Genomic DNA, 6,516 nt, shown 5'->3' with positions numbered 1-6,516 from the left:
AGTGCGAGCAGCTCGCGGGCCAGGGTGGACACCGGGGTGGCATAGATCCACTGGTAGATCGCCTCGTGAGACACCCGGCAAGCCTGATCGTCGGGATACTCGGTCGGCAACCGGCCCGCGATCGAGGCCGGTGACCAGCCACGACGCAGCAGAGCGTGCACGATCCCGCGCAACCGCGGATAGCGGTCCACCGCGAGCTGCTTCGGGCGCGCCCGCGCCGCCTGGGCCCGTTCCTGCGCTGCCGCGGCCCGGTACTCGTGGCGTCCGCCGTGGCGACGGACCTCACGAGAGATCACCGACGGATCACGACCCACCACCGAGGCGATCTGCTTGTAGGACAAGCCTTCCGCCAGACCCCTCGAGATCTCCTCCCGATCCGACAACATCAACATTTCACGCACGGAACATCCTGTCCCGCCCAACTCGCCAAGATCAAGTGCTACGACCGGCAGAACTCACCGAGATCTCGCCCTGCATGAGCGCTGCCGCAGGGGGATCGAGGACTTCCTGGGTCCACGGCCCGTACTCGAGGTCGAGACCCGACCCCCAGGGATACACTTCGCGTCCGGAAAGTGCGCTCTGGAGTGACGCGAGCTGCCGCGGTGCCGGGATGTCGGCTCGCGGGGTGAGGTTGTCCGCCCGTTCGGAAATCTTCTCCAGCTGGCTGCGATTCATGAAGTACGCGATGAACTTCTGTGCAGCCGCACCGTTCTTGGCCGACCGGGGGATGGCGAAACCGAAGAGTTCCACGCTCACGACCGGGTCGCCACCGTTGATGGCCGGAAGTTGGATGGAGGTGGGTCTGAAGCTCGGCGCCATGTACGGTTCCGCCTCGCTCGGAAGCCAGGATCCCTGCAGGAACAACGCGGCCCTGCCCTGGGCCCACTTGATCTGCCCGGCCGGGAACTGCGCGTCGGTGTAGGCGTGGCCGAAGTAGCCGCTGCGCACCAGCTGCTCGAGCCTGTCGATGGCGTCCAGGACGGCCGGGGCGTTCCACGCCTCGCCCGTCCGGTCGCCGGCCGACCGCACCAGATCCTGTGGTCCCAGCGCTCGCTGCAGGACCAGCAGCGGCCAGAACGCCTTGTTGGTGTCGAGCGCGATCGGTGTCACGCCGCTCGCCTGGATCCTGGCGAGCACGGCGACGAAGTCGTCCCAGTTCTCCGGTGGCTTCGCAGCGATGTCCGGGTACCTCGCCGCGTCCAGCCACAGGGCCTCGCCGGTCACCTCGTAGGGGATCAGGTAGGGCCTGCCGTCCCGCCCGTTGAGAAAGGGCCGGTACTTCGGGGGGATGACCTCGGAGATCTTCTTGTTCTCCCCCGGGATCGGCTGGTCGAGGACGGCGGTCAGGTCCGCGGACTGGCCGGTGTCGGCGAGGGCGGTGCGGAGCTTGGTCCTGGACTGGTCCACCAGGTCTGCATCAGCCCCCTGGGGCAGCGACGGGGCCAGATTGTCCAGCACCCGCCGTCCTTGCCACCGGACGTCGACCGTGATCCCGGTGTCCCTGGTGAACTGGTCGATCGAGGACTGGAGGACCTGGCCCTGAGGCTCCGTGGGCCGCCACATCGACCAGTACGTGAACCTCGTTCCGTCGCCGGAGTCGGCGCCGTCACCGGGGCCGCACGCCGCCGAGACAGCGACGACGCCCGCCACGGCCGCGGCAGCGACCAGACGTCGCCAGCCCCGGCGTGACCGTACGGGAGCCTTCATGTGGTGGTTCCGCCCATCTGCAGGATCGGGCAAGGGCCGCTCCCTCTCGTCGCGGCAGGCCGGTCGGCTCTCACAGTGCGGGCAGATCGACCCGCACCCGCAGGCCCCCACCGTCACGCGCCCCCAGTTCGAGGGACCCGCGGTGTGCCCGGACGATCGCCGCGACCACCGACAACCCTAGTCCCGCTCCGGCCGCGTGGCCGCTCCGCCCGCGGTCGTCGACCCGCCGGAACGCATCGGTCAGGGTCGGCAGCGCCTCCTCCGGGACGACGGGCCCGGTGTTGACCACCTCCACCCAGGCGTGGCCGCCCTCGATCCCCGTGCGAATCACGACCCGGCCGCCGTCGACGTTGTGGACGATCGCGTTGTGCAGCAGGTTCTGGGTCATCTGCAGCAGCAGCGGCGCCGACCCGGAGCAGGGAGCGGCTCCGGTCCCGTCGGCGTCGAGGGTCACCCGCCGGCGGTCTGCCACCGGGACCAGCGTCTCGACGGCTTCCTCCGCGACCAGCGACAGGTCCACCCGCTCGGTGGGCAGCTGCCCCTCCTGCGAGCGGGCCATCACGAGCATCGCCTCGGTGGTCGCGATGGCGTGTTCGTTGATCCGACGGAGCCGCTCCAGCAGGTCTCCGGTGTCGAGCGAGCCGGGGTCGGCCTCGGCGACGTCGAGCAGCGCCCTCGTCGCGGCCAGCGGAGTCCGCAGCTCGTGCGAGGCGTTCGCGGCGAAGCGGCGCTGCTGGTCGTCGTGGCGCTGCAGCTGGGCGAGCATGTCGTCGAAGGTGTCGGCGAGGCGACCGAGCTCGTCACGGGCGCCGGCGTAGCGGATGCGGTGGGTCAGCGACCCCTGCGAGGTCAGCTGCGCTGCCCGGGTCAGTCCTGGCAGCGGGCGCAGGATGCGGCCCGCCAGGAACCACGAGACCCCCAGGGCCACGCCGAACAGCACCACGATGACGACCGCGGCCCGCGGTGCGAACGCCTCGAAGATGTCCTGCCGCCCCGGGGCCCACTCGCCACTGACCGAGACGACGAGGCCGGCGTTGGGGATGTAGCGCAGAATGAACAGCGCCACCACCGCCAGCAGCACCGCTGTGGTTCCGAGGAACAGGCCGACGTAGCTGAGCGTCAGCTTGGCACGGATGCCCAGGTGCACCCGCCCGGTCACCCCACGCCGTCGGTGCACAGCCGGTATCCGACCCCGGGCACGGTCTCGATGATCCACGGCTCGCCGAGTCGCCTGCGCAGCGCGGAGATCGTGACGCGCACGGAGTTGGTGAACGGGTCGATGTTCTCGTCCCAGGCGCGGGCCAGCAGGTCTTCGGCGCTGACCACACCGCCCGCCTCGCCCGCCAGTACCTCGAGCACGGCGAACTGCTTGGGTGTGAGCGGCACGAGTCTGCCGTCGCGGTGGACCTCGTGCCGGTGGGTGTCCACCCGCAGGCCGCCGTACTCGTGCACCACGGGCAGGGCACGCGTCGACCGCCGGGCCAGGGCACGCACGCGCAGCTGCAGCTCTCTCATGACGAACGGCTTGGTGAGGTAGTCGTCGGCGCCGGCGCCGAAGCCGTCCTCCTTCTCCGCCAGGCCTCCTGCGGCGGTCACCATGATGATCCGCGGGCCGGGGCCGCGGTGCCCGATCCGGCGGGCGATCTCATCCCCGTCCGGGCCGGGCACGTCACGGTCGAGGACCGCGACGTCGTAGTCGTTGAGCCCCAGCAGGTCGAGCGCCTCGTGGCCGTCCGCGGCGACGTCGACGACGGCGGAGTCGGAACTCAGCCCGGCCCGCATGGCCTCCCGGATGTCCTGGTCGTCCTCGACGACGAGTACCCGCACGATCCCTCCCCCGGCTCGCTGGACCGTCCAGACTAGGAGCCAGCACCGTCCGGCGTCGCTTACGGTCTCGCAACACCGCCGAGCCGAGGGTGGTGGACGTGACGCCGACGACCGCACACGCACCGACCGTCCCGACGCATCGTCCCGCGCACTCCAGGGGCGCGTCGATGATCGTGCTCCCCGTGCTGACGGCCGTGCTCGGATGTGGTTGGGGTGCGCTGTCGGCCAGCGCCCGGCTCGCCGAGTTCGGCTCGATCGTCGCGGTGACCGACACCTGGTGGTCATGGGCCGCGGTCCTCGGGCTCTCGGCGATGGTGTCCCGCAGGTTCAGCACCAACCTGATGTCGGTGCTCGCCTGCGGCATCGCGGCGGTCAGCACCTACTACCTGCTGAAAGCGCACTGGATGATCGGGTTCTCCTCGCGCCACCGCGACTTCTGGCAGTACCTGCAGACGGACTCCTGGGAGAGGTGGACGCTGCTGGTACTCGTCTTCGCCGTACCGGCGGCCGTCGTCGGGACCGCCGTGGGCCGGCTTCTCCGGCTCCCCTGACCCAGCGGGTCGACACCGCCCGGCCTCGTCGAGGACGACTGCATAGGCTCCTAACATGTAGGTTCCTACTGTTCTGTCGCGGCAACCGGAAGGGCCACCCCATGACCGAGCCGGCTCCGATCACGGGCGAGGACCTCGATCCCGCGTCCCGCGCGGTCCGCTACGAGTACACGACGCTGCACTTCAGGCTGACCGACGCCGACGCCGCGCTCGCCGGGGTCGAGCCGTGGGTCACCGCACCCGACGCCCACGGCGAGTTCCTCGGCTGCTGGTACGCCGAACACGGACCGGTCGGCCGGGCCTATGTCCTCCGGTCCTTCGACGACGATGCCGAGCTGGCCGCCGAGCGCGCACGCGCCGCCGCGTCCCGCCACCCCTTCGGCGCCGGCGACCACCTCACCGACCTCTCGATGGCCGGCTTCGCCCCGTTCCCGTTCGTGCCCCGCGTCCGACCCGGCCGGTTCGGGCGGATCTACGAGATCCGCGACTACCACCTCGTCCCCGGTGGCCTGCCCGCCACCATCGACGGCTGGCGCCAGCGACTGCCCGGCCGCCACCTCGTGGACCCGATCACGGTGGTGATGTACGCACTCGACGGACCCGCCCGCATCGTGCACATCTGGCCGTTCGACAGCCTCGACCAGCGGGTCGAGGTCCGCCGCGACCTCGTCGCCACCCACCGCTGGCCCCCACCGGGAGGCCCGGAGCACATCATCGAGGCCGACTCGATCATGGCCTGGCCCGCTGCGTTCTCGCCGCTCGCGTGAGCGGCAATGCTCCCGAGCCCGCCGGGTTCGGCGAGTTCCGCACGGCCTCCGGCGAGCTGTTCGCCCGCATGCGGCAGGTCCGCGCGGCCCTGGCCCGGGGCTGCGACCCGTCGCTGACCCTGGCCCAGCTGCACCTCGTCGAGGAGCTCGACTCCAGTGGCGCACTGTCGGTCGGCGAGCTCGCCGCCCGCGCCGCCGTGTCCTCCCCCACCGTCACCGGGATGCTCACGACGTTGGAACGCAACGGCATCGTCAACCGTCGACGCAGCACCCGCGACCAACGGCGGGTCGAGGTCACGCTCACCGACCGGGGCCGCTCCATCGTCCGGGAGCAACAGCATCGACTGAGCGCGCGTCAACGCCAGACCTTCGACCGCCTGAGCCCGACCGAGCGCCGCGAGACCGTCGACACCATGCGCAGGCTCACCGAGCTGCTCGGCCGGCTGGATCCACCGCCCCCACCGCCTGGGTATGGGCGGCGTTCGAGCCCACCTCCCTGATTCACGGACTCCCGGTGCTCACCGCTGTGGTGATCTCCGTACCGGCCGCGAGCACGCCGGTCCGCAGCCGCGCGGCGTCGGACGCCGGGCGGCTGCGGACCGGTCCCGGTCAGCCCGTCGCGGCGCCGACCTTCTTGAGGACGTCGAGCTGACGGTCGATGGTCCAGGGGATGTTGAGGACCGTCGGGTAGTTCTCGGCGACGCCACCGGCCTCGTCGGACTCGAAGTAGCGCTGCTGCTTCACGACGTCGAGGTTGGCGAACAGCGGGTCGGCGAAGAGCTGGGAGCGCAGGTCGGCGTTGGCGAACGACAGCGACAGGTAGTCGACGTCGAGCAGGCCGATCTGTTCGGCCGACAGCGACCGGTTCTTCACGTTCGCGGCGATCTCCGGGTCGATCCGCAGCCCGAGCGCGGCGTAGACCTGGGGCATGGTGGTCGTGGAGTCGGTGGGGACGACGAACGTGCCACGCTCGTAGTAGTAGGCGGTGGCGTAGGTCTTCCCCTGCAGGCCGGGGATGGCCGCGGCCGTGTCGGAGATCTTCTTCTCGACGCCCTGGACCACGCGGGCGACGTCGGCCTCCTTGCCGACGGCCTTCCCGATCAGCGCCGCGTTGTCCTGCCAGGTGTCTTTGTTCCAACCCTTCTGGTACACGACGGTCGGCGCGATCTGGCTGAGCTGCGGGTAGAACTTGTCGATCGTGCTCAGGTTCGTCGCCAGGATGAGGTCCGGCTGCAGCGCCGCGATCTTCTCGAGGTTGACCTCCTGGGACGGCTCGACCACCACCTCGCTGCCCGCGAAGTCGACCTTGCCCTCCTCCCAGGGGTAGGGCCTGCCGGGGGTGACGGCGTTCTCGTTGTGCCCGACGGTGGTGATCCCGATCTGGCTCAGCAGGTCCTGCTCGTAGCTGAGCGCCACGATCCGGGTGGGTGCCGCCGGGATCGTGGCCTCGCCCAGCGCGTGGGTGATGGTGACCGGGAACGTCCCGGAGGCCTGACCGGCGGGAGGCTGGTCGCCGCCCTGCTCCGCGGCGCCGCCACAGGCGGTGAGCGCGAGCACTGCCAGGATCGCGAGCAGCGCGCCGCCGACGATCCTCCTGGTTCCGTGCATGTCCATCCTCTCCTGTTCAGTGTTTAGGGCAACCTAAGTCAGGAGCGGACTGCGAA

General features: G+C 70.4%; 8 protein-coding genes. 3 read left to right on the top strand and 5 right to left on the bottom strand.

Translation table 11 applies throughout. From position 1 onward, the window contains the following. The 4 genes from Ae331Ps2_RS33495 to Ae331Ps2_RS22430 all read right to left on the bottom strand — a co-directional run. On the bottom strand, positions 1-392 hold a 392-nt coding region (locus Ae331Ps2_RS33495), incomplete at its 3' end, for a helix-turn-helix domain-containing protein (RefSeq protein WP_254864914.1). 40 nt (positions 393-432) lie between these two features. Next, on the bottom strand, positions 433-1,563 hold the full coding sequence (locus Ae331Ps2_RS22440; protein WP_254864920.1) for an ABC transporter substrate-binding protein: 1,131 nt from the start codon (positions 1,561-1,563) through the stop codon (positions 433-435). 214 nt (positions 1,564-1,777) lie between these two features. Further along, positions 1,778-2,854, bottom strand: a complete 1,077-nt coding sequence (locus tag Ae331Ps2_RS22435; protein ID WP_254864913.1) for a HAMP domain-containing sensor histidine kinase — start codon at positions 2,852-2,854, stop codon at positions 1,778-1,780. A gap of 8 nt (positions 2,855-2,862) precedes the next feature. Beyond that, entirely contained in the window at positions 2,863-3,534 is a 672-nt protein-coding gene (locus Ae331Ps2_RS22430; RefSeq protein ID WP_075306665.1) for a response regulator transcription factor, read from the bottom strand. Between the two features lie 167 nt (positions 3,535-3,701). Here Ae331Ps2_RS22430 and Ae331Ps2_RS22425 point away from each other — a divergent pair, with 167 nt between their 5' ends. The 3 genes from Ae331Ps2_RS22425 to Ae331Ps2_RS22415 all read left to right on the top strand — a co-directional run bounded on the left by Ae331Ps2_RS22425 (position 3,702) and on the right by Ae331Ps2_RS22415 (position 5,352). Further along, on the top strand, positions 3,702-4,085 hold the full coding sequence (locus Ae331Ps2_RS22425) for a hypothetical protein (protein ID WP_075329785.1): 384 nt from the start codon (positions 3,702-3,704) through the stop codon (positions 4,083-4,085). A 101-nt stretch (positions 4,086-4,186) separates the two neighbouring features. Further along, the gene (locus Ae331Ps2_RS22420) at positions 4,187-4,852 is read left to right on the top strand and encodes an NIPSNAP family protein (protein WP_083695865.1); all 666 of its coding nucleotides are present in this window, start codon (positions 4,187-4,189) and stop codon (positions 4,850-4,852) included. Continuing rightward, a complete protein-coding gene (locus tag Ae331Ps2_RS22415) occupies positions 4,849-5,352 on the top strand; it encodes a MarR family winged helix-turn-helix transcriptional regulator (protein ID WP_075306667.1) in 504 nt (167 codons plus the stop codon). The genes Ae331Ps2_RS22420 and Ae331Ps2_RS22415 overlap by 4 nt, the downstream gene beginning before the upstream one ends. Positions 5,353-5,461: 109 nt before the next feature. On the opposite strand, the gene Ae331Ps2_RS22410 is transcribed toward Ae331Ps2_RS22415, so the two are convergent. After that, positions 5,462-6,460: an ABC transporter substrate-binding protein gene (locus Ae331Ps2_RS22410; RefSeq protein ID WP_043282725.1), complete on the bottom strand. Its 999-nt coding sequence runs from the start codon at positions 6,458-6,460 to the stop codon at positions 5,462-5,464. Between the last annotated feature and the right edge of the window lie 56 nt (positions 6,461-6,516).

The organism is Pseudonocardia sp. Ae331_Ps2, assembly GCF_001932405.1.
Lineage (GTDB): Bacteria > Actinomycetota > Actinomycetes > Mycobacteriales > Pseudonocardiaceae > Pseudonocardia.
Note: the sequence above shows the minus strand (reverse complement) of the source record. Positions and strands in the feature narration are given on the sequence as shown.